The organism is Bradyrhizobium erythrophlei, from assembly GCF_900129505.1.
Lineage (GTDB): Bacteria > Pseudomonadota > Alphaproteobacteria > Rhizobiales > Xanthobacteraceae > Bradyrhizobium > Bradyrhizobium erythrophlei_D.
In genome coordinates, this window is sequence record NZ_LT670818.1 from 4,523,299 (window position 1) to 4,548,110 (window position 24,812).

The window sequence follows — 24,812 nt, forward strand, 5'->3', positions numbered from 1 at the left end:
TTGAAGCATTGGCCATTCAAAGTGGTTTCTGTACATATACCTCATGGTTGTCGACGAGCGGATACGCCTCCTGTTCCCAAGAATCCTGGGCTTCGTCGTGATCGGCGCGGCGATCGGGGCCGGCTACGGATATGAAACGTCAATTGCCGCTGCCGCCGGGCTGCGCGGCCTGACCCGCGGCGCCCTGACGGGCGTGCTGATCGGCGCCGCCGTGAGTTCTCTCGGCGCCTTTGTCCTGCAAGCGCCCGGTACACGACTTGCCCGGGCATCGTTTATGGTGACCGTCGCCGTGCGCTCTCTCGTCTATCTCGTCGTCTTCCTGGCGGCCATCGCCGTCGGGCAGCTGCTCGTGCCCAACCATCCGCCGGCCCGGCCCGTGAGCATCTCGCGCGACGATGTGCTGTTCTGCTTCGGCGCCACCTTCGTGGTTAGCTTTCTGTTCGAGGTGAACAGTCTTCTGGGCCAGAACGTGCTGCTGTCCTTCATGACCGGACGCTATCACCGGCCCCAGGTCGAACAGCGCGTATTCCTGATCATGGACATGAAGAATTCGACCGAGGCTGCCGAGCGACTGGGCGAAGTTGATTTTCATCGGCTGCTCAACCGCCTGGTGACCGATCTCACCGGGCCGATCGTGCTGCGCGACGGGCAAATCCACAAGTTTGTCGGCGACGAGTTGATCGCCACCTGGCCGCTTGCCCGGGGGCTGAAGGATGCGACCTGCGTGCGCGCCTGCTTCGCCGCGCTCGCTCGGCTGGCCGCGCACGGTGCGGACTACGAGCGCGAGTTCGGCACGACGGCGCAAGTTCGCGCCAGCCTGCATTGCGGACCGGTGGTGGTGGGCGAAATGGGATCCGTCAAGAAGGAGATCGCGCTGTTGGGGGATACGCTCAACACCGCGGCGCGCCTGGTCGATGTCTGCCGCGAGAGGGGCGAATCGGTCATCGCGTCGGCCGACCTTCTCGACCGGCTCGTGCTTCCTCCAGGCGTTGCAGCGCGATCACTGGGCCTGATCCGGCTGCGCGGCAAGGGACAGGCCATCGGGCTTTGCGCGCTGGCCCAGGGCGACGCCTGATACACGCCTCGCGGCGTTATCAGAGATGTTTGCTGCAACGGATAGGGCAAGGATGTTCAGAGCGCAAAACGGACCAGCCGCGCCGCGCCCGCCATCAGGCCGGGGTCGAGACCCCGGTCGCCCTTCCGCGCGAAGGCTTGTGGGCGGATCGTGACACCGGACCATCGTCTTACGATTGGAAGCCGGAAAGGGCGGCCGGAGCCGCCCCGTATCCCGTTGATGCACGCTTAGTTACTGACTGCTGAACAGGTTTTGCGGAATACCCGCGGCAGAGAAGATGTAGTCGCGCGAGGCCTCGAGCTGCTGACGCAGCCGGTTCAGATCGACGTCGAGCAGCTGCCCCTTCCATTTGCGAACCTTGCCGGCGACGATCACGGTCTCGACGTTGGTGCGATCCATCAGGGACACGACCGCGCCGGGCACCTGATTCAGCGGCGCCACGTTGAGCCTGGTGGCGTCGAGGATGATGATGTCGGCCTCTTTGCCGGGCGTAAGCGAGCCGGTCTTGCCATCGAGCCGCAGGGCCTTCGCGCCGTTCATGGTGGCATAGCGCAGCACATCGCGCGTCGTGAGCGGGGCCGGTATACCGGCGGGCGGCGTCGGCCACGCATTGCCCGCCGCGCCTGGCGGAAGTCCCCAATCGACGGGGTTTGGCGGAAGCCCCTGATCGAGGATCATCTGGTTCACGAGCGCGCGCTGCAGATTCATGCAGACACGCATCTGGGTGAAGAAGTCCGCCGTCATCGTGCACTCGACATCGACACTCAGGGATGGCTGCATACCCAGGCTCTGCAGCTTCAGGATGGGCGGCATGCCGTGGCGCATGTTCATCTCGATCGGGAAGGCAATCGAGACCTGCGCGCCGGCGTCATGGACCGCCTGCCAGCCCTGGTCGGACATCCCGGTCATGTGGATGAACAGGTTGTCGGGTCCGACCTTGAGGCTGCCGGGCGGTTGGCCGGTCGGGCCGACGCCCCCCTGGCCCTGGGCAAGTTGGTCCAGGATCGGGCGGATCCCGAACGGAGACAGGATGTGCGCCGCGATCTGCAGCCCGAGCGTGCGCCCGATTGTCCAGGACTGTTGGTAGATCTGCGCCCCAAGGTAGACCTCGCCGCCCATGATCATGGAGACGAGCTGGTCGCTCGAGGAGAACCATTTCTTGTTGATGCGGAACGCGTCCTGCGGATAGGCATAGTTCGAGGGGTTGCTTCCCGCGCCCTCGAAATAGCCGAAGGCGGAGCGGCGTCCCGAATCGAACAGGGCCTGGATGGCGGCGTCCGAATGCTGCGGCGTGTGATGAATCTGCGACACGTCGTGCACGGTCGTGACGCCGTCATCGAGCTGGCTGAGGGCACCGAACAGCTCGTTGATGTATACGTCCTGCGGACGGTACACGGGGGCGAATTTGTTGAGAATAAACTCGAAGTAAGTCGTGCTCCCGCTCGGCGTGCCGGAGCCATCGTTGATCAGAACCCCGTCGGCGAGGAAGCTGCGAAGCGCCGTCTCGAACTGGTGGTGGTGCGTATCGATGAAGCCGGGCATGACGATGCGCCCGCGCGCCTCGATCACGTCGGCAGTGCCGGCCGCCAAATTCGGTCCGACGGCGAGGATGGTCTTGCCCTGGACCAGGACGTCGGCCTCGGGAAAGTCGCCCACTTTCGGGTCCATCGACATCACCGAACCGCCGCGAATGACGTAACGCCGGTTCGGTCTGCCGGTGTCCTGGGGCGCGTCCCCCGCATTCGCGAATTGCGCCGCGGCGGGACGCGATGCGAACAGATTGAGACCTGCCGCGGCAACCCCGGCCGCCGCCGCTCCCTTGAGGAAATTGCGTCGCGAGCGGAAATGGTTTTGCAGTATTCCTTGGTTGCAAAGTTTGCACATACTTGCGTCTCCCCTCTCGAGCCATTCGGAATGATGGCTCTGAAGGCATTCTGATCCGCGCAGGTGTCTGCTTCAATCGGCAACTAAAGATATATCCAGCCGGAAATGGCACGCGCCGCGCGGGGCATGTTCCCACCCCGACACCCCACTCTCGGCTTGCCGGAGTTTCGTGGGACCAAGCCAATCATTCCTCAACATGACTGCATTCGCTCGCTCGTCCTCCCGCAGCCGGACGGGGCGAGACCTCGGTTGCCCTTTCGTGCGAGAGCTGCCGGGCGTATCGTCAGGACGTTACGATCAACAACCGGCAATGGCGGCCAGAGGAAATCATCATGCGTATTGTCGTTCTGCCGGGTGACGGCATCGGGCCGGAGATCACAGCGGCGACATCAAACGTGCTGCGCGTCGCTGCGGCGCGTTTCGATCTCAAGCTCCAACTGGAAGAGCACGCGGTCGGACACGCCAGCCTGGAACAGTTCGGGACGACCGTGCGGCCGGGTCTGCTGGAGATCGTGCGATCCGCCGATGGGCTGATCCTCGGCCCCACCGCGACGGCCGACTTCAAAGACGAGCACAGCGGCGAAGTCAATCCATCGAAATATTTTCGTAAGAGTTTTGATCTGTTCGCGAACTTGCGGCCGGCAAAAACCTATCCGGGTCTGCGCAACCGCTTCGGCGCGTTCGATCTGGTCGTGGTGCGCGAGAATACCGAGGGGTTTTATGCCGACCGCAACATGGAGCAGGGCAACAGCGAGCTTCTGGTCACGCCGGATGTCGTGATCTCGCTCCGCCGCATCACGCGGCATTGCTGCGAGCGGATCGCGCACGCCGCATGCAAATTGGCGATGAATCGGCGCCGGCATCTCACCATCGTGCACAAATCCAACGTGCTGAAGCTCGGCGACGGCATGTTTCTCGATATCTGTCGCGAGGTCGCGCGCGGCTATCCCGGCCTTGCCGTCGACGACATCCTGGTCGACGCCATGATGGCGCATGTCGTGCGCCGGCCGGACCGCTTCGATGTCATCGTCGCCACCAACATGTTCGGCGATATTCTCTCCGACCTCACGGCCGAGCTGTCGGGCAGCCTCGGGCTCGGCGGCTCGCTCAATGTCGGCGCCGACTTTGCGATGGCGCAGGCCGCGCATGGATCGGCGCCGGATATTGCCGGACGTGACGTCGCCAACCCGACCTCGCTGATCCTGTCGGCGGCGTTGCTGCTGGCCTGGCATGGCGAGCGCCGGGGCGACGCGCGATACGCTGCCGCGGGCCGCGCGATCGAGGACGCCGTTGCGGCGGTTATGCGAGAGGGCCGCGCGACGCGGGATGTCGGCGGCGATCTCGGCACGGCGGCAATGGGGCAGGCGATTGCGGAGATATTGCAGTCCGATCGGGCGTCCGCCGCGGCGGCGGCGCGTTAAAGCAAGATGTCCGGGATTGACGACACGTCGTTGCACCGATTCGTTTTTCACCTCGCCCGCTTGCGGGGAGCGCCGGGTGAGGGGGACTCTCCGCGAGTCTAGTCTGTCGAGAGAGCCCCTCACCCCAACCCTCCAAGAGCGAGCTTCGGTCGTCTCGACCCCGCGACGAGCGGGGAGAGGGAGAAGAGATTTTCTAAAACTGATAGCGCCGCAGTCCGCCGTCGACGGGGATGACCGTGCCGGTGATGTAGCGCGCCATTGGCGAGGCGAGGAAAACGGCCAGTGCGGCGAGGTCTTCGGGTTCGCCCCAATAGCGCACCGGGATTTCTTCCTCGGCAAAATGCTTGCGGTAATCTTCCGGGTAATTGCGCCGGATCTGCTCGCTCATGATGCGGCCGGGCGGAATGCTGTTGACGGTGATGCCGTGCTGCCCGATCTCGCGCGAAAGACCCTTCGCCCAGGCGTGCACCGCGGCCTTGGCGGCGAACGCGGCATTCAGTCCCTCCGGTTCGGACTTGCCGGTGATGTTGATGATGCGTCCCCATTTCCGTTCGATCATCTGCGGCAGCAGCGTGTGCGTGACCTGACGGTAGCGGGTGAAGTTCAGCGAGAGGGCTTCGTCCCAGGCGCTGTCGGGCGCGTCGATCGGCAGCGGCCGGCTGCCGCCGGCATTGTTGACGAGGATATCGACGTGGCCAAGTTCGGCGATCGCCGCCGAAGCGATTTTCCGGGCGGCGTCTTCCTGCATGATGTCCTGCGTGACGGGAATCATGACGCCGCCCGCCGCCTTGACCTCCTGCGCCAGGGTATCGAGCAGCTCGCGGCGCCGGGCGACGCCGACGACGCGGACGCCTTCCAGCGCGAGCCCTTTTGCAATCGCGCGGCCAATCCCGGTTGATGCGCCGCTCACGACGGCGGTCCTGGACTTGAGATCGAGGTCCATGTCTGCTCTTCTTTCTGTTAACCTGTATCAGGATCGATTTGGCGAGCCGGGCCCGCAACTCTAATACCCATGCCGCCGCTCAAAGGAAGAAGAAAAAACGATGGTATGGAATCCGCAGCAATATCTGAAATTTTCCGGTCACAGGTTGAGGCCGGCCGTCGATCTCCTGATGCGGATTCCGGATTTCGAGGTCAAGACCGTCGCCGATCTCGGCGCCGGCGCCGGCAACGTCACCAAGCTGATCAAGGAGCGATGGCCGGATGCCAGTGTGGTCGGCGTCGAAGGCTCCGCCGAAATGGTCGCCGCCGGCAGGAAGGCCGCGCCCGAGGTCGAATGGCTGCAGCAGGATCTGGGCGCGTGGCGGCCTGCGAATAAGTATAATGTGATCTACTCCAATGCTGCGCTGCACTGGCTGCCCGATCATGAAAGATTGTTTCCCGCACTGATGGAGAAGGTCGCGCCCGGCGGCATCCTCGCGGTGCAGATGCCGCGCAATTTCGAGGCGCCTTCGCACCTGTTGATCGCGGAAACCGCGCTGAATGGTCCGTGGCGCAGCCGGGTGGAGCATCTCGTCACGCCGCCGCCGGTCCGGGAGCCCGGATTTTATCACGGCCTGCTGGCGTCGCAGGCCGCCAATATCGACATCTGGGAGACCGAGTATCTGCAGGTCCTGGAAGGCGAGAACCCGGTCAAGGAATGGACCAAGGGCACCTGGCTAACGCGATATATGGACGTCCTCGACGGTCCGGATCGGGCGGCCTTCGAGGCCGCCTATGGCGAGCGCGTCGCGAAAGCCTATCCGCGCAATGCGCAGGGTCAAACGCTCTTTCCCTTCCGGCGCCTGTTCATCGTGGCGCAGCGCAAGGCCTGACGATAGACCGCGCGACGGGTGCGACATCTCAGCCGGGCGGGCGGGCTGGAGCGGAAGCGAAATCTGCCTATACAATCGCCACTCTGATCGTCGCTTGGCCTGATCTTCGGCCTCGCCAATTCGGCTTAGGTCTAGTTGTTCGAGCTGTCGTTTACTGCCAGTACTGACATGATTGAAAACCGGAAAAACCAAAAATAACCGGTTCCGGCGCCATTGGGAGGAAAGTCTATGCGCAAGCTCATTCAGGCCGTCGCTGCGGCCACCATTTCGGCCGCCATGTTCTTGGCTCCGGCCGCAGCGTTGGCCCAGAGCCCGATCATCATCAAGTTCAGCCATGTTGTCGCCAACGACACGCCGAAGGGCAAGGGCGCCCTGAAGTTCAAGGAACTCGCCGAGAAATACACCGACGGCAAGGTCAAGATCGAAGTCTATCCGAACTCGTCGCTGTACAAGGACAAGGAAGAGATCGAGGCGCTGCAGCTCGGCTCGGTGCAGATGCTGGCGCCGTCGACGGCGAAATTTGCTCCCCTCGGTATCAAGGAGTTCGAGGCGCTCGACCTGCCGTGGCTGTTCAAGGACGAGGAGACCTACGACAAGGCCATGAAGGGGCCGGTCGGCAAATGGCTGTTCCAGAAACTGGAGGCCAAGGGCATCAGCGGCCTTGGCTATTGGACCAATGGTTTTCACATGGCCTCGGCCAACCGTCCGCTAATCACGCCGGCGGATTTCCAGGGCCTCAAGGTCCGCATCTCCGGCTCCAAGATCGCCGACCGCTATTTCCGCGACATCGGCTCGATCCCCCAGATCATGGCGTTCTCCGAAGTCTATCAGGCGCTGCAGACCGGCGTCGTCGACGGCTGCGAGAATACGCCGTCGAACTACCTGACGCAGAAATTCTATGAAGTGCAGAAGGACATCACGGTGTCCTATCACGCCCATCTGCAATACGCCGTCATCGTCGATTCGAAGTTCTGGAGCGGACTGCCGCCGGATATCCGCGCCCAGCTCGAAAAGGCGATGGACGAGGCGACCGAATATACCAACTCGATCGCTGTCAAGGAAAACGAGGACGCGCTGGCCGAGATCAAGAAGTCGGGCAAGACCACGCTGCACTACCTGACGGAGGACCAGAAGAAGGCCTGGCAGGACGCGATGCGCCCGACCTATGCCTGGGCCAAGGGCCGCGTCGGGCAGGAGGTGCTCGACCTCGTGGCCAAGCAACTCGACGTCAAGATGAACTGACGGCCGGCCTTCATCACAACAACAAGAAAACGGTCGGGGGTGATCGCACTCCCGGCCGTTTCGGCGCAAGGCGGGGGGATTTCGCGTGTCCAAGGTGCTCAACCGAGCGCTCGACCATCTGGAAGAGTGGATTATCGCCACGCTGATCGCGGCGGCGACGGCGCTGATCTTCTTCGCCGTGCTGCATCGTTACGGCACCGGCGTCTCGATCGACCTGTCGAAATGGACGGCCGCGCGCGGCATTCCGATCCTGCCCGCGATCTTCAAGGACATTTTCCTGTGGCTGGCCGCGGTCGATGTCTCGTGGGCGCAGGAACTGTGCATCTACATGTTCATCTGGATGGCCAAGTTCGGCGCCGCCTATGGCGTGCGCACCGGCATCCATGTCGGCGTCGACATTCTCGTCAACCGGGTGCCGGCCCGCTCGCGCAAACAGGTCATCCTGTTCAGCCTGCTGTGCGGCGCGTTCTTCACCGGCATGATCGCGAGCTTCGGCGCCTCGTTCGTATGGGAGATGTTCAAAACCGGCCAGCAGTCCAACGATCTGGAAGCGCCGATGTGGATCGTCTATCTCGCGATCCCGCTCGGCTCCGGCCTGATGTGCTTCCGCTTCCTGCAGGTGTCGTGGTTCTACTACTGGACCGGCGAACTGCCGCACCACAACGAGGCGCAGGTCGAGGGCGTCGAGATCACCGCGCCCGGGCTGCACCCCGAGGCCGCCGATCCCGCCAAAGACACACGCAGGACAAGCCCGCTGGGCACGATCCTGATCCTGGCGCCGATCCTGATCCTGATGGTGTGCCTGGCTGAGAAGGCCGGCATCATCGCGATGCCGCAGGCGCTGCGCGCGGGCACCATCTTCGCGCTCTTGATCGCACTGATGCTGACGGGCATCCCGATCTCGATCGCGCTCGGGCTTACCGTGATGACGTTCCTGTTCACGCTGACCCGGGTTCCGATCGAAGCGGTGTCGATGAAGCTGTTTACCGGCATCGAGAATTTCGAGATCATGGCGATCCCGTTCTTCATCCTGGCCGGCAATTTCCTCACCCATGGCGGCGTCGCGCGCCGAATGATCAACTTCGCGATCTCGCTGATCGGGCATCTGCACGGTGGACTGGGACTGGCCGGCATCGTCGCCTGCTCGATGTTCGCGCTGGTGTGCGGATCGAGCGTCGCCACCGTCGCCGCGGTCGGGGCGATCGTGCTGCCGGAAATGGTGCGAAACGGCTATCCGATGCGCTTCGGCGCCGGCATCATCACGGTCGCGGGCTCGCTCGGCATCCTGATGCTGCCGTCGATCCCGAAGATCATCTACGCGATTTCCACGGGAACATCGATCGGCGCGCTGTTCGTTGCGGGTTTGCTGCCCGGCATCCTCTTGACCATCATGCTGTGCATCGTGACCTGGTATCTGGCGAGGCAGCGCAACTATCCGCGCATGACCAAGGCGACCTGGCTCGAGACCGTGCATGCGTTCCGGGAAAGCATCTGGGGCCTGATGCTGGTCGTCATCATCATCGGCGGCATCTATAGCGGTCTGTTCACCGCGACCGAAGCCGCCGCCATGGCCGCGGTCTATTCGTTCTTCATCTCGGTCTTCGTCTACAAGGCGCTCAAGTTCAAGGATGTGCCGCGGGTATTGCTGCGCGCCGCCAACACTAGCGCCATGCTGCTCTACATCGTGACCAACGCGGTGTTGTTTTCGTTCGTGCTCAGCAACGAGAACATTCCGGCCGCGCTGGCCGACTGGATCATCACGCAGGATCTGGGCTGGGTCGGCTTCCTGCTGCTTGTCAACGTCCTGCTGCTGATGGCCGGCAATTTCATGGAGCCGACCTCGATCATCCTGATCATGGCGCCGATCCTGGCGCCGGCCGCGAAACGGCTCGGCATCGATCTGGTGCATTTCGGCATCGTGATCGACGTCAACATGGAGGTCGGCCTGTGCCACCCGCCGGTCGGGCTCAACCTCTACGTCGCATCGATGATCGCCGGCATGCGCATCACCGATCTCGCCATGGCGGTGATGCCGTGGCTGCTCACCATGCTGGTGTTCCTTGTGATCGTGACCTATTGGCCGGCGCTGACGCTGTTTCTCCCGCATCTGCTCGGGATGCATTAGCGATTCCTGAGCGCGCTTGTGTGGCCTCGTGGTTCGAGACGCGCGGCGTCGCCGCGCTCCTCACCATGAGGGTCTAAGACCTCATCCTGAGGAGGCGCGAAAGCGCCGTCTCGAAGGATGAAGCCACCGAACTGGAATGCCTGGCTTCGAGTCTAATCCACGCTGATATTTCCAGCCTTGATCGGCGCCGCCCATTTGACGATCTCGCTTTGCACGAATTCGGCGAGGTATTCCGGCGTGGTGCGGTCGTCGGACACGAAGACGAGGCCGGCGCTTTCGAGTTTCTCGCGCACCGCCGGCGTCTTCATGGCTTCGACGGTGGCGCGGTTGAGCTCTTGCACGATCGGCTCGGGCGTTCCCTTCGGCAGGAAGAACGCGTTCCAGGTATAGGCCTCGACGTCGAATCCCTGCTCGATGGCGGTGGGCACGTCCGGCAGCACCTTTGAGCGCTCCCTGGTCAGGATGGCGATCGGCTTCACCGTGCCGGCGTCGATCTGCGGCTTTGCCGTGGTGATGATGTCGCAGAGGTAATCGACCCGGCCGCCCATCAAGTCCTGCATCGCCGGGTTCGCGCCGCGATAGGGCACATGGACGATGTCGAGCCCGGTGACCATGTTGACCAGCGCGCAGCCGAGATGGATCGCCGATCCGGTGCCGGCGGAGGCGAACTGCATCTTGTCCTTGTTGGCTTTGCCGTAGGCGACGAATTCCTTCATGTCCCTGACCGGCAGGTCCCTGCGCGCCACCAGCACCAGCGGCGCCTCGACCATCAGCGCGACCGGCGCAAAATCCGTCACGGAATTGTAGGCCGGCTTTTTGAACAGGCTCTGGTTCTGCGCCTGGGTGCCGACGGTGCCGAGCAGAAAGGTATAGCCGTCGGGCGCGGCCTTGGCGACGCGGTCGGCGCCGTTCATGCCGCCGGCGCCGCCGACGTTTTCGATGATAACGGATTGCCCGAGGATTTCGCCCATGCGCTGCGCGAACAGCCGCGCGACCACGTCGTTCGGCCCGCCCGCCGCGAACGGATTGATCATGGTGATGGTTCGCGTCGGCCAATCCGCGGCGTGGGCGGCGCTGCTCAACGCCAAGGCGACAACGAGCGCGCTGACGACTTTCCGCATGGTTTCCTCCCGTTTTTTTGTTTGGTCTTCAGACGAAGGAGATCGCTTCGGCCATCTCCAGGATTCTGCGGATTTCGGTCAGCGCGCGCTCGAGATCCGCTTCGGTCGCGGGCGCGCCGAGGCAAAGCCGGACGCCGAGGCTTTCGTTCTCCACGCGCCGCAGCGCGCCGGGAGGGGCGAGCGTGATCCCGGCTTGCGCCGCCTGCGCGATCAGCGCCGCCAGCGTGCGGCCGGCAGGCAACGGAAGCCAGAGATGAAAGCCGGGCGCGCCGGTCGCGGGCGGCAGCCATTCCCCGAGAATCCGGCGCGCGATGCCGTCGCGAATGGCGGCCTTGTCGCGCTTGAGCTTGGCCTGGCGGGCGAGGCCGCCATTGCCGATCAGCCGCGCCACCACTTCGGCCATCACCGGCACGGCCATCCACCCCGTCGCGCGCAGCGCGTTGATCGACCGATCGCGAAACGCCTCCGGCGCGACCATCGCGGCGATGCGCAAGCCCGGCGCCAGGCATTTTGCGAAACTGACGATGTAGAAGCTGCGCTCGGGAATGAGTTTTGCGATCGGCGCCAGCGGCGGCGACAGCAAATAGCCGTAGGCGTCGTCTTCGAGCAGATAGGCGTCGTGCCTGCGCACGATCTCGGCGATCGCCTGCCGACGTTTGGCCGGCATCACCGATCCCATCGGCGTCTGCAGCGTCGGCATGCAATAGAGCACGCGCGCCTTGGTCTCGGCAAAGGCGCGGTCGAGCTGTTCGGGAACGAGACCTTGGGCATCGGTCGCGACGCCGTGCAGCCGGTAGCCCGATTGCGCCGAGAGCGCCAGCATGCCGGAATAAGTGTAGCTTTCGGTCAGCACGGCATCCTCAGGCGAGGCCACCATCGGAAGCGCGATCGATAGCGCGTGCTGTCCGCCATGGGTGATGAAGAGATGATCGGGCTCCGCGGTGACGCCGAGCGCCGAAAGCCAGGTGACCATCGCCTCGCGATGCTGGCGCAGGCCCTGATGCGGCAGATAGCCGAGCAGGTTCGACATCTCGCCGTCGGCGACGATCTCCGCCAGCGCCGCCGCAATGATGTCGTCTTCGCCGGTATAGGGCGGTACGTTCAGCGCGAGGTTGATCGTTGCCTCCGAAGCGCCGAGGCCGCGCGCCTCGCCGCGTCGCCTTTGCACGAAGGTGCCGCGTCCGACTTCGCCCGAGATCAACCCGCGTTGCTCGGCCTCCGCATAGGCTTTCGAGATCGTGCCGACGCTGAGATCGAGCCGCTGCGCCATGTCGCGCTGGGGCAATAGCCGCATCCCCGGCTTGACACGGCCCGCAGCGAGGTCGGCTTCCAGCGCGGATACGAAGGCGAGATAACGCGGCCCGGGAAACGAAGCGAGAGCGGGTACCCAGTCGGTCATTTCCTGCTATCCGCGTGATGCCTTGGCGCTGATGGTCGGCATTTCGCCGAGTAGTACAATTTCGAAATTGTTTCAATAGTTGACACAAGGTCGGACCTCAATATCGCCGAATCCAGCGCTTTGTAAAGTAGCGATCTCAGAAAGTGCCATTTCAAAGGGTTTGTCGCCGGAGACGCATCGTTCCAATTTGACAATTGAACCAATTCAATCCCAGATAATCCATCGGATTGCTTCAGTTTGTGTTTGACAATTTCGGTCGCCGGCTTCTATCGTCGCTTCCAAGGCAGCGGGCTTTCGACAAGCTGACCGCCAAAAACCGGGAGCACGTTTTGATCTACGAAATCCGGATCTACGAAGCCGCCGAAGGCCGCGCCGAGGCGATGCGTCGCCGCTTTAGCGATCACGTCGCGACCAGGTTCTTTCCGCGTCATGGCATCGACCTGCTCGGCGCGTTCACCGCGCCAGTCGAAGACGGCCGCCTCACTTATATGACGCGCTTCGCCGACGAGGAATCGCGCAAGAAGGCCTGGGCCTCGTTCGCCACGGATCCGGAATGGGCGGCGCTGAAAGCCGCGACCGAAACCGGCGGGCCGCTGCTGAAGAACCAGACCGTTTCGGTGCTGTCGCCGGCGGTCGCCGGTCTCTTGCTCGGCTAGCGGCCCCCGATGAAACCCGCACCCTTCGACTATGTCCGGCCGGCGTCGCTCGCAGAGGCCTGCGAAATTCTGGCCGGCGACGATGACGCGCGCGTCATCGCGGGCGGGCAAACGCTGGTGCCGATGCTGGCGATGCGACTGGCGCGCCCCGCAAGGCTGATCGATATCCTGCGCTTGCCGGAGCTTACCGGAATTCGCGAAGAGAAGGATGCGATCGTCGTCGGCGCCACCACGCGGCAGGCGCAGGCCGAGCGCGATCCCGTCATCCGCGCGTCAGTGCCGATGCTGGCGCGCGTGCTGCCATGGGTCGGGCATCCGCCGACCCGCAATCGCGGCACCGTCGGCGGCTCGATCGCCAATGGCGATCCGTCGGCCGAAATCCCGCTGGTCGCGGTGACGCTGGGCGCCGAAATCATGCTTGCGTCGAAGGATGGTTCGACCTCGATGTCGGCGGAGGAGTTCTTCATCGGGCCGATGGTGACGTCGATCGAGCAGGGCCAGTGCGTGCGCGCGATCCGGTTTCCGGTCTGGTCGCACCAGCGCATCGGGACGGGCTTCTTCGAGGTCAGCTCGCGGCGCTCGGACTTTGCATTCGTCTCGGCCGCGGCGCAGATCGGGCTCGACGAGGAGGGGCGCTGTCTCGACATCGCGCTCGGCCTTGGCGGCGTCGCCGACCGACCGTTGCGGCTCGATATGTCCTCACTCGTCGGAACCAGTCTCGATGACGCGCTGGCGACGGACGCGATCGACGCCGCCTGTGCCGATATCGAGGCGATGAGCGACCTGCACGCCAGCGCGACCTATCGCCGCCGCGTCGCCGGCGTGCTGTGCCTGCGCGCGCTGCAACAGGCGCGCGACAACGCCGCCGCCAGGCCAGCGAAAGGCGTGCGATGAAAGTCGACTTGCGTATCAACGGCGTCAGCCGCACCGCCGATATCGAGCCGCGCAAGACGCTGCTCGACGTGCTGCGCGAGAATTTCCTGCTCAACGGCGCCCATGCCGGCTGCGAGCACGGCGTCTGCGGCGCCTGCACGGTGCTGGTCGATGGCGAGCCGGTGCGGTCTTGCCTGATGTTCGCGGTGCAGGCGGACGGCTACGAGATCACCACCATCGAGGGGCTTGCACCGGCGCCGGGCGAACTCAGCGTGATCCAGGACGCGTTCTGCGAAACCCACGGCCTGCAATGCGGCTATTGCACGCCGGGCATGATCCTGTCGGCGCATGCGCTCCTGCAGCGCAACGTGACCCCGACGCGCGAGGAAATCGTCGAGGCGATCTCCGCCAATATTTGCCGCTGCACCGGCTACGGCCAGATCATCGAGGCTGTGCAGTTCGCCGCCGAGCGTTTGCGCCTCGCCAACACGCCGCATCCGGCCGCGCAGGCAGGCAAATCCGTCGCGGAGGCGAAATGAGCGCCGATCCCGCGAGCTTCCGCTTCGTCTCGACCAATCGCCGGGTTCGCGAGGACCGTCGGTTCGTCGCGGGCCGCGGTCATTACGTCGCCGACGTCGCCCTCGAAGGCATGCTGCATGTCGCGGTGCTGCCGTCGCAGCATCCGGCCGCGCGCATCGTCTCGATCGATGCCTCCGAGGCGCTGGCGATGCCGGGCGTGCATTATGTGCTCACCGGCGACGAACTCGCGGCCGCAACCGATCCCTTGATGAACGGCCTCGATACGCCGCTCGTAAAACGTCATCCGCTCGCGGTCGGCCAAACCCGTTATGCCGGCGAATGGGTCGTGGCGGTGGTTGCCGACAGCCGCGCGCTCGCCGAAGACGCCGCCGAAAAAATTGTCGTCGATTACGAGCCGCTGGCTTTCGTGATCAACGCGGAAGAAGCGCTGCAGCCGGGCAGCCCGCCGGTGCATCCGGCGCACGGCTCCAACGTGCTGCTCGACCGCACCTTCGTCTGGGGCGAGGTGGAAAAGCATTTTGCCGAAAGTCCGCGACATTTGTCGTTCCGTGTCACCTGGGGGCGCAGCTCCACGGTTCCGATAGAGACTTTCGGCGTGTTGGCGTCCTGGGATCCCTGGCGCGACATGCTCGACGTCTGGGCTTCGATCCAGATGCCCAAATATCCCGACCAGATCGCGCGGGCGCTGCGGATCCCGGCGAACGGCGTCCGGGTGCATCAGGATGTCGACGTCGGCGGCAGCTACGGCGTCAAGCGCGGCATCAAGCAGACCGTGCTGGTGGCGCATCTGGCGCGGCGGCTCGGCCGGCCGGTGCGTCTGATCGAGGACCGGCTGGACAATATGGGCGGCGGCGACGCGCACGGTCCCGACCGCATTTTCGATGTCGAGGTCGCCTTCAATGATGACGGCATCGTCAAGTCGATGAAGATCCGCGCGCTGGACAATGCCGGCGCCTATGCCGGCCGCGCGCCGTTCCAGCTCGGCAAGCCGATCGGCGCCATCGTCGGTCCCTACCAAATCCAAAGCGTGCAGTACCGCGCGCAATCGGTGACGTCGAACAAGGCGGTGCAGGAAGCCGTGCGCGGCTTCGGGCAGTCGCCGACCAATTATGCGATCGAAACCGCGATCGACAAGGTCGCGGCTGCCACAGGCCTCGATCGCATCGAGGTTCGCCGCCGCAATTTCATCCGCAAGGATCAGTTCCCCTATCTGATCCCGAGCGGCAGCACCTATGACAGCGGCGATTATCACACTGTGGTCGACAAGGTGCTTACCCATATCGATTTTACGGCCATGGAAAAGGAGCGCGATCGTTTGCGCGGCGCCGGACTGCTGGCCGGCATCGGCATTGCCGCCTGCCTGGAGCCGAGCGGCGGCAACTCCTCGTTCGAGCCGCTGCTCAACGAGAAGAACACCACCACGACCTGGATGGATTCCTGCCGCATCAATGTCGACGGTCTCGGCTTCGTCACGGTGACGATCCACAACACCTCGTCGGGGCAGGGCCACGAAACCCTTGTTTCGACCGTGGTCGGCGAAGTCCTGCAGGTCGATCCGGACCTGATCCGCGTGGTGCGGCCGGATTCGCTGGCCTGCCTTCCGTCCAACTCGCCGGTCGGCAGCCGGATGGCGATCATGCTCGGAGGTGCTGCGTTTCATGCCGCGCAGAAACTGAAGACAAAGATAACGCGGATCGGCGCGCATCAATTCGGCCTCGACGAGGACAAGGTGGTCTACGCTTCGGGCGGCGTCAGCGATCCCACAGGCGGCAAGCAGCTCGGCTGGCTCGAACTCGTCACTATCGCCCATCGCAACTATCATCTGTTGCCGGAGGGCATGGAGCCCGGCCTAGAGGCCACGCATGTGATGCAGGTTCCGACCGGCACCCAGCTGCCGAAGGACGGCCGGGTCCAGATGTACCCGTGTCACTCCTTCGAGTTTCACGTGGTGCTGATCGCGATCGATCCGGCAATCGGCAAGCCGGAGATCAAGCGCTACGTCATCGGCCATGACTGCGGCACGGTCATCAACCCGCATATCGTCAAGGGCATGACGCTGGGCGGCATCGCGCACGGCCTCGGCGCGGCGCTCTTGGAGGAGTTCGTCTATAATGACGAGGGCCAGCTGATCACCCAGGGTTTCATGGATTACCTGCTGCCATCCGCCCACGAGGTGCCGGAAGTCGAGATCGTGCATCACTGCACGCCGTCGCCTTTCACCGTATTCGGCCAGAAGGGGTCCGGCGAAAGCGGCTATCTCGGCGCGCCGGCCGCGATTTCGTCCGCCATCAACGACTGCGTCGCGGCGCTGGGCATTTCCTTCAACAAGCTTCCGATCCGCATTTCCGCCGTCGGCGATGCGATCGCGGAAGCCCAACACGCCAAATCAAGCGAGCAAACCAAATGATCATCGACTGCCACGCCCATCTGGTGCCGCCGAGTCTGCTGGAGGCCATCCGCGCGCAGGCCATGAGCTTTCCCTCGATCCGCCTGATCGAGGACGGCGGCAGCCTCGGCTTCTCCTTTGCCGGGGGCAAGCCGACCCGGCCGGTCTCAAAACCGCTGAGCGATCTGCCCGGCCGGTTGAAATGGATGGACGAGCAGAAGATCGAGCGGCAGGTGGTCGGTGGCTGGCTCGATATGTTCGCCTATGAAGTGCCGGCGGAGGAGGGTGCTGCCTGGTCGCGCCTGATCAACACCCATCTGGCGCAGACCGCGATGCGCGAGCCGCGCTTCGTGCCGCTCGCCACCGTTCCCCTGCAGGACGGCGCGCGCGCCGCCGAAGTGCTGCGCGAGGCGCACGCGGCCGGCTTCAAGGGCGCGATGATCGGCACCCAGCCAAAGGGCAAGGGCGGCGTGCTCGACGATCCCGCGCTGAAGCCGTTCTGGGAAGCCGCCAACGAACTCGGCTCCGTGGTGTTCATCCATCCGGTGTTCGAAAGCGGTGACGACCGCGTGCACGATTACGGCATGGCGAACGCGGTCGGGCGCATCACCGATACGCTGATCGCGATGTCGCGGCTGATCTATGCCGGCCACGTCACCCGCTACGCCAATGCCAGGATCGTCGCCGGCATCGGCGGCGCCGCCCTGCCTTATGTGATCGGCCGGCTGCGCCGCAATTACTCGCTCGACAAGGACAAGCTCGGCGATCCCGACGCGGCGCTGGCGGCGATGTATTACGACACCATTGTCCAGGATCCGCGCGCGCTACGCTACCTCGCCGACATCGTCGGCCCGGGGCGGATCATGATGGGCTCGGACATGCCGTTCCCGATCGGCGATCTCGCACCCACCAGGATCGTCGCCGAGACCAAATTCTCCGATACCGAGCGCGCCGCCATCAACGGCGGTTTGGCGGCCAAGCTTTTCGGCCTGTGAGGAAATTGCGGACGGTAGCGAATAGAATGCGGGAAACGAGGTCATGAACAGGGTTTTGACTTGTCTTGCATGCGCGGGCTTTCTGCTCTGGTCGGGCCTGGCGCGGGCGCAGGCGCCCGAGCCGATCACCATCGTCGTGTTCGGGACTCCCTCGCTCGGCGCGTTCCTGCCGCCGGTGATCAAGGCGCAGAAGCTCGATGAAAGGAACGGGCTTGCGATCAAGTTCGAGGAACGCACGCCCGACGCCTATACCGCGCAATTCAACTCCGGCGAATTCCAGCTCGGCGGCAGCGCGTCGCTGTTGACGGTGGGGCTGGCCGACATCCGCGGCGTCAAGGTGACGTATCTCTTCAACCTGTTCGACTACTGGGGCGCGGTCGTCACCTCGCGGCCTGAGGTCAAGACCTTGAAAGATCTCGAAGGCAAGGAGCTCGCCGCGGCCAAGGGCACCACCAATTATGTGATGTTCGACTGGTTCGCCCGGCAGCTCGGCGCCGATACCGCGAAGTTCTCCGTGATCAACACCGCGACCCCCGGGCTGATCGGCTACGCGCTCGCCGATCGCGCCGCCGCGGTGCAGCTCTGGGAGCCGGCCTATACGACGCTATTGTCGAAGAAGCCCGGCATGCGGACCATCGATCTTGCAATTGCCGAGAGCTGGAAGAAATTCACCGGCAGCCGCAACATTCCCTATCTCGGCGTCGCCGCGCACCTCGATTGGGTTGAAAAGAATCCGAAGCTGGTTCCGAAACTCTATGCGACCTACCAGGAAGCCGCCGACTGGGTGATGGCGCATCCGGACGAGGCCTCGAAGCTGATCGCGGCCAAGGGAACGGCAGACGACCAGAAGGCGATCGCCGACCTCATTCGCGCCAATGACCGGCTCGGCATGAACGTGAAGTGGGCTTCCGACGTCGCCAGGGAAATCAACTCGGTCTATGCCGCCGGCAAGTCGATCGCCTTCCTGCCCTCGGACCCGGCGGCCTCGACCATCTACCAGGCGCCGGGCAAATGAGCGATGCCGCGCCACACATCGTGACCTCGCCGCCTGAAAACAGGCTGCGCGCGGCGGCGAAACGGCTGGGGACGTCGGTGCTGCCGTTCGTCGTGGTGATCCTGGTCTGGCAATTCGCCTCGCTGTTCTTTCCGCGCTTCCTGTTTCCCTCGCTGATCGACGTGTTCTGGCGCTGCATCGATATCTTCTCCAGCGGCGCGATGTTCGGCGATGTGCTGGCGACCATCCTGCGCATCCTGGCGGGGCTTGCCGGCGCCTTCATCGTCGGCGGGGGGCTTGCGTTGTTGATGGTGCGATCGCGCGCGGTCGATAATTTCCTGTCGCCGATCCTGACCCTGTTCCAGGGCATTCCGGCGCTGTCCTGGGTGGTATTCGCCATCATCTGGTTTCACGGCGTCGAGTTCCGCATCTTTTTCATCATGGTGATGACGACGCTGCCGGCCTTCACCTTTCAGGTCTTGGGCGCATTGCGGGCGATGTCCAGGGATTTGATGGAGATGGTGTTCAGCTTCCGTCCCACCCGCGCCAAACTGTTCCGGGTGATGATCGCGCCTGCGATACTGCCTGACATTCTCACCGCCTGGAAAGTCAATCTCGGCAATGCCTCGCGCGTGGTCGTGGTCGCCGAACTGGTCGGCGCGACCGGCGGCGTCGGCTATCAATTGCTGCAGCAACAGCAGCTGTTCGACATGGCCGGCGCGCTGGCCTGGACGCTGCAACTGGTGTTTTTCGTGCTGATCGTGCAGGGGGCGCTGACGCTGATCGAGAACGTGGCGTTCCGTTATCGCGCGGTGTCGGAGCGGGCGATATGAGGGATACCGTCACGCCCGCTGAGTCTGCCATCCATCTCGGCCATGTCTCGAAAGTGTTCGGCAAGGCCGATACCACTTACCGGGCGGTGGACGGTCTCGATCTCGATGTTCGCGCCGGCCAGATGCTGGCGCTGCTCGGCAAGACCGGCTGCGGCAAGTCGACCATCTTCAACATGATCGCGGGGCTGACCGAGCCGACCAGCGGCACCGTGCGCGTCAGCGGCCGCGATCCGTTCCGGGATTTCGACTCCTTCCGCGGCAAGATGGCGATCGTGTTCCAGAGCGACCGGCTATTGCCCTGGCGCACGGCGATCCAGAACGTCGAACTGGGGTTGGAGATGCTGGAGGTGCCGGCGGCAAAGCGGCGGGCCGCGGCGCAAACCTGGCTGACCAAACTCGGCCTCGGCGGGCACGAGAACGACTATCCGCATGCTCTGTCCGGCGGCATGCGCCAGCGCGTCTCGATCGCGCGCGCCTTTGCCACCAACGCCAACATCCTGTTGTGCGACGAGCCGTTCTCGGCGCTGGACGAATCCACCGCCGGACGGCTGCGCGCGGAGTTCGTTCGCCTGGTGAAGGAAAACGGCAAGACCGCCGTCTTCATCACCCACTCGATCAGCGAGGCGCTGGAAATCGGCGACCGCATCGTGGTGCTCAAGCGCCCGGCGAAGATAGCCTACGACGTCAGCTTCGATGCCGACACCGGGCGGGAGGAGCGCGAGCTGATCCGAAGCCGGATCGGCGAGGTGTTGGCGGTGTGACAACCTCAGTCGCTGCAGGGTAGGCAAGGCGCAGCGTGCCCACCATGTCCAGCATCTTTGGAAATGGTGGGCACGGCGCAAGCGCGCCTTTGCCCACCCTACAACCTCACTTCACCACATCCCTCCATTGCGGGCAGCTCTGCTGCTCGACCGGCACCAGCCATGCCCTGTAATTGCTCTTGTCGATGATCTCGGCCGGCAGCATCACTTTTTCCGGCAGCGGTTCGTGCCTGACATAGCGCACTGCCGCGCGGGTCGCGGTGCAGCCGATCTTGAACATGTTGAAATCGACGGACGCCAGGATCGCACCCGATTCGATCTGCCTGACCGCCGGCAGGATGCCGTTGATGCCGATCACGATCGCTGTGCGGCCCGCTTCCTTCAGCGCTTCCAGCGCGCCGAGCGCCATGCCGTCATTGGCCGACAGCACGGCGTCGATCTGCGGATAGTCGGACAGGAATTTTGTCATTACCCGCCTGGCGCCGGGCTGCTGGTAGTTGCCGATGCCGGAGCCCAGCACCTCGATGCCGGGAAATTCGCCAAGTGCGCGCGTGTAGCCGCGAACGCGCTCGCGGTTGGTGGGCGCGGCCGGCGTGCCCTCGATGATCACGATCCTACCCTTGCCGCCGAGGTGTTCGAACAGATAGCGCGCCTCGCGGTAGCCGATCTCGTTGTCGTCGGCGCCGACATAGGTGACAAAACTTCCCGGTAGCGGATTGGAGACGAGCACGACCGGGATTTTCGCCTCGTTGAGCTTCTTCACCGAATCGATCATCGCGACGTCGTCGACGGGGATGAAGATGACGGCGTCCGGCCGGTCCTTCAGCACCTGCTCAACCATCTCCTTCTGCTCGTCGACATTGTCGGGCTTTTTGGGAACGTAATGCACGATCCGCGCCTCCGCCGCGCGTCCGATCTGGTCGGCGGCGATGCGGAACGCCTGATAGGCGGGATTGGTCGAGTTCTTGGTGAAGACGGCGATGGTCATTTTTTCGTCGGCGGCGTTGGCGCAAGGCGCGAACAGGAGCAATGAGCCGGCCAGCAACGCCATCGCTATATTTCGCATCGTCGCCTCCCAGCCTTTGGCTCGAAACTCAAACGCGTCATTGCGAGGAGCCAGCGGGTCGCGCGAACGCGCACCCGATGACAGGCTCCGCGACGAAGCAATCCATTTTTTCTTTGCGCGGCACGATGGATTGCTTCGCTTCGCTCGCAATGATGGGTTTGATAGCGGTGCTCGCAATGACGCTCCCTGGCATCGCCGCTTTGCAGCAACCGTCACAGCCACAAAATCTTCTTGCGGTACTCCAGATCGGTCAGCAGCGGCGCGGCGGGTCCCTGGTGAAACACCGCGCCGCGTTCCAGTGCGAAGACACGGTCGGCGAGCGCCAGCACCAGATCGAGATTGTGCTCGACGATCACGATCGAGGTGTGGCGGCGCAACAGGTCGAACACCTTGAACAGTTCGAGGATCACGGTCGGCGCCAGGCCCTCGAACGGCTCATCCAGCAGCAGCAGCCGAACGTTGCCCGACATCGCGCGGGCGACCGCCACCATCTGCTGTTCGCCGCCGGAGAGATAATCGGCCGCGACATTGATGCGCTCCTTCAGGCGCGGGAAATAGTCGAGGATCTGCTCCTCGCTCCACACCACGCCATGGCTGCCGTCGGTCTTGCGCGCCAGCCGTCCGAGCGAGAGATTTTCCCGCACCGTCATGCCCGCGAACAGGCCGCGACCCTGCGGCACGTAGCCGATGCCGGCGCGCGCGATATCCGGGGCGGGGAGGCCGGCGATATCGCGGCCTTCATATGCGATGGTGCCGGAGGCCAGCGGCACCAGCCCCGCCAGCGTCTTCAGCAGTGTGGACTTGCCGGCGCCGTTGCGGCCCAACAGCGCCACGATCTCGCCTTCGCGCACGTCGAGCGTCGCGTCGTGGAGGATGTGGCTCTTGCCGTAGAAGGTATTGACGCCCTCGAACCGCAGGATTTGCGCGGCTTGCCGCTGCACTTCGTCGCTGCGGCTGTGTTCGACTTCGGGAATGCCGGTGCCGGTATAGATCTCCTGCACCCGCCGGTCGGCGCGCACCGCCTTGGGCGGACCCGTCATCAGCACCTCGCCCTGGTTCATGACGGTGACTTGTTGCGAGAAGCCGAGCACGCGATCGATGTCGTGCTCGACGATCAGCACGGGAATGTTGGCGGCGACATTCTTGACCAGGTTGGAAACGCGCTCGCGCTCGGCGGCGGCGAGGCCCGCCAGCGGCTCGTCGAGCAGCAGCACCTGCGGCTTGGAGCCGAGCGCGATGCCGAGATCCACCAGCCGCTGGCCGCCATAGGACAGTTCGCCGCCCTCGATCTCCTCGATGCCTTCGAGGCCGAGGAATTTTATCAGTTCGGCGGTCTCGCGGTGGATTTCGGGATAGCCGTCGATATCGCGCCAGAGGTTGAAGCGCATCGAGCTTCGCGCCTGCAGCGACAGCCGCAGGTTTTCGTAGATCGATAGGCCGCGGAACAGGTTGGTGATCTGAAACGAACGCGCCAATCCGCGATGGCAGATCTGGTCGGACGGCACGCCCTGAATCTCGCGGCCGCCGAGCCTGATGGTCCCGGCATCGGTCGGGTAGAGCCCCGAGATCAGGTTGAACAGCGTGGTTTTTCCGGCGCCGTTCGGGCCGATCAGCGCATGGATCTCGCCGGCGCCGATCTTGAGGCTGGCATTGTTGACCGCGCGGATGCCGCCGAAATGCTTGGCGATGGCACTGACCTCCAGCACCGTGCCCGTGAGGCCTTCCGGCCTCAGGAAGGCGGGCAGCGGCAGGCCTTCATAGATCCTGCGTTTGCTCATGGCCGCACCTTCTTCCGGCGCGGGGCGGAAGCGGCGCATCAGCGTGCTCCAGATGCCGATCAATCCGTCGGGCGAGTACATCACGAAAGCGACGAAGATCAGCCCGAACCAGAGCAGCCAGTTCGCGGTCCAGATCGAAAACAATTCGCGGAACAGGATGAAGAACAGTGCGCCGAGCGCCGGTCCCAGCATACTGCGCATGCCGCCGATCACCACCATCGCCAGGAGCTCGCCGGAAAACGGCACCGAAACCGCTTCGGCGGAAACGAGATAGGTCTGGAACGCGAGCAGCGCGCCGGCAAGCCCGGTCACCACGGCCGAGATCACGAAGACGGCCAGCTTGTAGCGCTCGACCGGATAACCCTGGAAGGTGGCGCGCAGCTGGTTTTCGCGGATCGCCACCAGCACATGGCCGAACGGCGATCGCGACAGGCGCAGCAGCGCATAGAGTACGGCAAGGCCGATCAGCGCGACCGTGATGTAATAGGTCAGCGCGTTGTCGAGGCTGAGCGGGCCGACGGCGCCCCGCTTCAGGCCGGGCAGGCCGTCTTCGCCGCCGGTAACCTCGCTCCAGCGGAACGCGATGGTGTAGGTGAGGGCCGCGAGCGCCAGCGTCAGGAGCGAGAAATAGACGCCGCGGCGCCGCAGCACGATGACGCCCACGGCCGCCGACAGAAGTGCAACCGACACCATCGACAGCAGCAGCGGCAACCAGATTTCGCCGCCGAACCAGTGCAACTGGATCAGCCCCGCGGCATAGGCGCCGATGCCGAACCAGGTGCCGTGGCCGAACGAGACGAGGCCCGTGTAACCGACGCACAGATTGAGACCCATGGCGGCGATCGCGAGGATCACCACCATGGTTCCGGTGTTGAGCGAAAGTCCGAGCGGCGGCAGGATGAATGGCAGCACCACCAGCGCGAGGCTCGCCAGCAGCAACGGCCGGTATTTCTGGGCGGGTGAGGCGGGTGTCATTCGAATTTCTCGATACGCTCGCCGAGCAGCCCGCGCGGCCGCATCAGCAGGACCAGGAACATCAGCACATAGATCGACGCTTCACCGGCGGCGGGCGCGAAATGAATGGTGATGCCGCGCACCACGCCGACCAGCAATGCCGCGATCACGACGCCCCAGAAACTTCCCAGGCCGCCGATGACAACCACGACAAAGGCGACGGTGATGATCTCGGCCCCCATGGCCGGATGCACGATGGTGATTGGCGCGAAGAATGCGCCGCCCATCGCGGCCATGCCGACGCCGAGCATGACGATCGCGGTCATGTAGGGCTGCAAGCGGATGCCGAGTGCCGCCACCATGTCCGGGCGCTGGATCCCGGCGCGCACGACACGGCCGAACGAGGTCTTGTTAAGCAGCAGCCAGACGGCGAGCAGCACGATGGCGACCACCGCCAGCAGCATCACGCGGTAGCGCGAAAACAGGAAGTCGCCGACGATCACCGAGCCGCGAAACGCCGGCGGGATCGAGGCCGACAAGGGTGCCGCGCCCCAGATGATGCGGATCGCCTGCTCGGCGACCATCGCAAGGCCGAAGGTCACGAGCAGGCTCAGGATCGGATCGGCGGTGTAGAAGCGGCGCAGGATGTAGCGCTCGAACAGGATGCCCAGCATCGCGACCGCAAGCGGCGAGATCACGACGGCCGCTCCGAAGCCGAGATATCTGGTGATTTCGACCGAGATATAGGCGCCGAGCGCGTAGAACGCGCCATGCGCCAGATTGACCACGCCGCCGACGCTGAAGATCAGCGACAGCCCGAGTGCGATCAGGAGATAATAGCCCCCGAGCACGAGGCCATTCACCACCTGTTCCAGCAAGAAGCCGAATTGCATTG

At 64.1% G+C, this 24,812-nt stretch carries 20 protein-coding genes; 13 read left to right on the forward strand and 7 right to left on the reverse strand.

Translation table 11 applies throughout. The features are described from left to right. Nucleotides 1–43 precede the first annotated feature (43 nt). Nucleotides 44–1,075, forward strand: coding sequence for an adenylate/guanylate cyclase domain-containing protein (locus B5525_RS21000; protein WP_079567697.1), 1,032 nt, complete (start codon nt 44–46; stop codon nt 1,073–1,075). Between the two features lie 231 nt (nt 1,076–1,306). On the opposite strand, the gene B5525_RS21005 is transcribed toward B5525_RS21000, so the two are convergent. Next, nucleotides 1,307–2,959, reverse strand: coding sequence for an amidohydrolase family protein (locus B5525_RS21005; RefSeq protein ID WP_079567698.1), 1,653 nt, complete (start codon nt 2,957–2,959; stop codon nt 1,307–1,309). Between the two features lie 332 nt (nt 2,960–3,291). Between B5525_RS21005 and B5525_RS21010 the strand changes: the two genes are divergently transcribed. Then, entirely contained in the window at nt 3,292–4,380 is a 1,089-nt protein-coding gene (locus tag B5525_RS21010) for an isocitrate/isopropylmalate dehydrogenase family protein (protein ID WP_079567699.1), read from the forward strand. A gap of 193 nt (nt 4,381–4,573) precedes the next feature. On the opposite strand, the gene B5525_RS21015 is transcribed toward B5525_RS21010, so the two are convergent. After that, nucleotides 4,574–5,323, reverse strand: coding sequence for an SDR family NAD(P)-dependent oxidoreductase (locus tag B5525_RS21015; protein ID WP_079567700.1), 750 nt, complete (start codon nt 5,321–5,323; stop codon nt 4,574–4,576). Nucleotides 5,324–5,423: 100 nt separating this feature from the next. Between B5525_RS21015 and B5525_RS21020 the strand changes: the two genes are divergently transcribed. The 3 genes from B5525_RS21020 to B5525_RS47220 all read left to right on the forward strand — a co-directional run bounded on the left by B5525_RS21020 (nt 5,424) and on the right by B5525_RS47220 (nt 9,561). Next, on the forward strand, nt 5,424–6,194 hold the full coding sequence (locus B5525_RS21020; protein ID WP_079567701.1) for a methyltransferase domain-containing protein: 771 nt from the start codon (nt 5,424–5,426) through the stop codon (nt 6,192–6,194). A gap of 228 nt (nt 6,195–6,422) precedes the next feature. After that, on the forward strand, nt 6,423–7,436 hold the full coding sequence (locus tag B5525_RS21025) for a DctP family TRAP transporter solute-binding subunit (protein WP_079567702.1): 1,014 nt from the start codon (nt 6,423–6,425) through the stop codon (nt 7,434–7,436). Between the two features lie 85 nt (nt 7,437–7,521). Further along, nucleotides 7,522–9,561: a TRAP transporter large permease subunit gene (locus B5525_RS47220; protein WP_079567703.1), complete on the forward strand. Its 2,040-nt coding sequence runs from the start codon at nt 7,522–7,524 to the stop codon at nt 9,559–9,561. 152 nt (nt 9,562–9,713) lie between these two features. Here B5525_RS47220 and B5525_RS21035 read toward each other — a convergent pair whose 3' ends face one another. Further along, complete coding sequence (locus B5525_RS21035) at nt 9,714–10,682, reverse strand: Bug family tripartite tricarboxylate transporter substrate binding protein (protein ID WP_079567704.1); 969 nt, start codon at nt 10,680–10,682, stop codon at nt 9,714–9,716. Between the two features lie 28 nt (nt 10,683–10,710). Continuing rightward, the gene (locus B5525_RS21040) at nt 10,711–12,081 is read right to left on the reverse strand and encodes a PLP-dependent aminotransferase family protein (protein WP_079567705.1); all 1,371 of its coding nucleotides are present in this window, start codon (nt 12,079–12,081) and stop codon (nt 10,711–10,713) included. A 329-nt stretch (nt 12,082–12,410) separates the two neighbouring features. On the opposite strand from B5525_RS21040, the gene B5525_RS21045 reads away from it, so the two are divergent. The 8 genes from B5525_RS21045 to B5525_RS21080 are packed head-to-tail and all read left to right on the forward strand — an operon-like array spanning nt 12,411 to nt 20,119. After that, a complete protein-coding gene (locus B5525_RS21045; RefSeq protein WP_154073348.1) occupies nt 12,411–12,737 on the forward strand; it encodes an NIPSNAP family protein in 327 nt (108 codons plus the stop codon). Between the two features lie 9 nt (nt 12,738–12,746). After that, nucleotides 12,747–13,631, forward strand: coding sequence for an FAD binding domain-containing protein (locus B5525_RS21050; RefSeq protein ID WP_079567707.1), 885 nt, complete (start codon nt 12,747–12,749; stop codon nt 13,629–13,631). Beyond that, on the forward strand, nt 13,628–14,149 hold the full coding sequence (locus B5525_RS21055) for a (2Fe-2S)-binding protein (protein WP_079567708.1): 522 nt from the start codon (nt 13,628–13,630) through the stop codon (nt 14,147–14,149). Before B5525_RS21050 ends, B5525_RS21055 begins: the two co-directional genes overlap by 4 nt. Next, on the forward strand, nt 14,146–16,557 hold the full coding sequence (locus tag B5525_RS21060; RefSeq protein ID WP_079567709.1) for a xanthine dehydrogenase family protein molybdopterin-binding subunit: 2,412 nt from the start codon (nt 14,146–14,148) through the stop codon (nt 16,555–16,557). Before B5525_RS21055 ends, B5525_RS21060 begins: the two co-directional genes overlap by 4 nt. Continuing rightward, entirely contained in the window at nt 16,554–17,531 is a 978-nt protein-coding gene (locus tag B5525_RS21065) for an amidohydrolase family protein (RefSeq protein WP_079567710.1), read from the forward strand. The genes B5525_RS21060 and B5525_RS21065 overlap by 4 nt, the downstream gene beginning before the upstream one ends. A gap of 43 nt (nt 17,532–17,574) precedes the next feature. Beyond that, nucleotides 17,575–18,546 (forward strand): ABC transporter substrate-binding protein, encoded by a 972-nt coding sequence (locus tag B5525_RS21070; RefSeq protein ID WP_079567711.1) that lies wholly within the window; start codon nt 17,575–17,577, stop codon nt 18,544–18,546. Further along, nucleotides 18,543–19,358 (forward strand): ABC transporter permease, encoded by an 816-nt coding sequence (locus B5525_RS21075; protein ID WP_079567712.1) that lies wholly within the window; start codon nt 18,543–18,545, stop codon nt 19,356–19,358. Before B5525_RS21070 ends, B5525_RS21075 begins: the two co-directional genes overlap by 4 nt. After that, entirely contained in the window at nt 19,355–20,119 is a 765-nt protein-coding gene (locus B5525_RS21080) for an ABC transporter ATP-binding protein (RefSeq protein ID WP_079567713.1), read from the forward strand. The genes B5525_RS21075 and B5525_RS21080 overlap by 4 nt, the downstream gene beginning before the upstream one ends. Before the next feature lie 106 nt (nt 20,120–20,225). Here B5525_RS21080 and B5525_RS21085 read toward each other — a convergent pair whose 3' ends face one another. The 3 genes from B5525_RS21085 to B5525_RS21095 form a co-directional block, all read right to left on the reverse strand. Next, complete coding sequence (locus B5525_RS21085) at nt 20,226–21,185, reverse strand: sugar ABC transporter substrate-binding protein (RefSeq protein ID WP_079567714.1); 960 nt, start codon at nt 21,183–21,185, stop codon at nt 20,226–20,228. 212 nt (nt 21,186–21,397) lie between these two features. Next, on the reverse strand, nt 21,398–23,938 hold the full coding sequence (locus B5525_RS21090; protein WP_079567715.1) for a branched-chain amino acid ABC transporter ATP-binding protein/permease: 2,541 nt from the start codon (nt 23,936–23,938) through the stop codon (nt 21,398–21,400). Then, complete coding sequence (locus tag B5525_RS21095; RefSeq protein WP_079567716.1) at nt 23,935–24,810, reverse strand: branched-chain amino acid ABC transporter permease; 876 nt, start codon at nt 24,808–24,810, stop codon at nt 23,935–23,937. Before B5525_RS21095 ends, B5525_RS21090 begins: the two co-directional genes overlap by 4 nt. Nucleotides 24,811–24,812 lie beyond the last annotated feature (2 nt).

Coding starts and splice junctions, on each gene's coding strand:
- B5525_RS21090 (WP_079567715.1), bottom strand. CDS start 23,938: ATGACACCCGCCTCACCCGCCCAGAAATACCGGCCGTTGCTGCTGGCG.
- B5525_RS21075 (WP_079567712.1), top strand. CDS start 18,543: ATGAGCGATGCCGCGCCACACATCGTGACCTCGCCGCCTGAAAACAGG.
- B5525_RS21060 (WP_079567709.1), top strand. CDS start 14,146: ATGAGCGCCGATCCCGCGAGCTTCCGCTTCGTCTCGACCAATCGCCGG.
- B5525_RS21080 (WP_079567713.1), top strand. CDS start 19,355: ATGAGGGATACCGTCACGCCCGCTGAGTCTGCCATCCATCTCGGCCAT.
- B5525_RS21020 (WP_079567701.1), top strand. CDS start 5,424: ATGGTATGGAATCCGCAGCAATATCTGAAATTTTCCGGTCACAGGTTG.
- B5525_RS21095 (WP_079567716.1), bottom strand. CDS start 24,810: ATGCAATTCGGCTTCTTGCTGGAACAGGTGGTGAATGGCCTCGTGCTC.
- B5525_RS21010 (WP_079567699.1), top strand. CDS start 3,292: ATGCGTATTGTCGTTCTGCCGGGTGACGGCATCGGGCCGGAGATCACA.
- B5525_RS21025 (WP_079567702.1), top strand. CDS start 6,423: ATGCGCAAGCTCATTCAGGCCGTCGCTGCGGCCACCATTTCGGCCGCC.
- B5525_RS21015 (WP_079567700.1), bottom strand. CDS start 5,323: ATGGACCTCGATCTCAAGTCCAGGACCGCCGTCGTGAGCGGCGCATCA.
- B5525_RS21005 (WP_079567698.1), bottom strand. CDS start 2,959: ATGTGCAAACTTTGCAACCAAGGAATACTGCAAAACCATTTCCGCTCG.
- B5525_RS21040 (WP_079567705.1), bottom strand. CDS start 12,081: ATGACCGACTGGGTACCCGCTCTCGCTTCGTTTCCCGGGCCGCGTTAT.
- B5525_RS21000 (WP_079567697.1), top strand. CDS start 44: ATGGTTGTCGACGAGCGGATACGCCTCCTGTTCCCAAGAATCCTGGGC.
- B5525_RS21055 (WP_079567708.1), top strand. CDS start 13,628: ATGAAAGTCGACTTGCGTATCAACGGCGTCAGCCGCACCGCCGATATC.
- B5525_RS21065 (WP_079567710.1), top strand. CDS start 16,554: ATGATCATCGACTGCCACGCCCATCTGGTGCCGCCGAGTCTGCTGGAG.
- B5525_RS21085 (WP_079567714.1), bottom strand. CDS start 21,185: ATGCGAAATATAGCGATGGCGTTGCTGGCCGGCTCATTGCTCCTGTTC.
- B5525_RS21070 (WP_079567711.1), top strand. CDS start 17,575: ATGAACAGGGTTTTGACTTGTCTTGCATGCGCGGGCTTTCTGCTCTGG.
- B5525_RS21035 (WP_079567704.1), bottom strand. CDS start 10,682: ATGCGGAAAGTCGTCAGCGCGCTCGTTGTCGCCTTGGCGTTGAGCAGC.
- B5525_RS21050 (WP_079567707.1), top strand. CDS start 12,747: ATGAAACCCGCACCCTTCGACTATGTCCGGCCGGCGTCGCTCGCAGAG.